1 protein-coding gene is annotated in these 508 nt (G+C 47.6%); it reads left to right on the top strand.

What is annotated here, in order from left to right; translation table 11 throughout:
- A partial coding sequence (locus RVS70_RS22045) for a polysaccharide biosynthesis protein (protein ID WP_321134851.1) occupies nt 1-508 on the top strand: 508 nt, incomplete at both ends.

Here is a 508-nt window from a genome sequence, read left to right as displayed (position 1 = left end):
CTTAATGAAAAAGTACGAGCCGCATGTTGTCTACCATGCAGCTGCCCATAAGCATGTCCCTTTAATGGAACACAATCCTGAAGAGGCGGTCAAAAACAATATCATCGGAACAAAAAATGTCGCGGAAGCAGCCGATATGTCGGGAACTGAGACATTCGTGCTGATTTCATCAGACAAAGCGGTGAACCCAGCCAATGTAATGGGGGCGACAAAACGGTTCGCGGAAATGATTATTATGAATCTTGGAAAAGTCAGCAGTACCAAATTTGTCGCTGTCCGTTTCGGCAATGTACTCGGGAGCCGCGGCAGCGTCATTCCGATTTTCAAAAAACAAATTGAAAAAGGCGGCCCTGTGACAGTAACACATCCGGCAATGACCCGCTATTTCATGACGATTCCCGAGGCATCAAGGCTTGTGATTCAGGCTGGGGCACTGGCGAAAGGGCGTCAGATTTTCGTTCTCGATATGGGAGAGCCTGTAAAGATTGTGGATCTTGCCAAAAACCTC

The organism is Virgibacillus sp. M23, from assembly GCF_034190895.1.
GTDB classification, from domain to species: domain Bacteria; phylum Bacillota; class Bacilli; order Bacillales; family Amphibacillaceae; genus Virgibacillus; species Virgibacillus salarius.
This window is presented reverse-complemented; position numbering and strand designations above follow the sequence as displayed.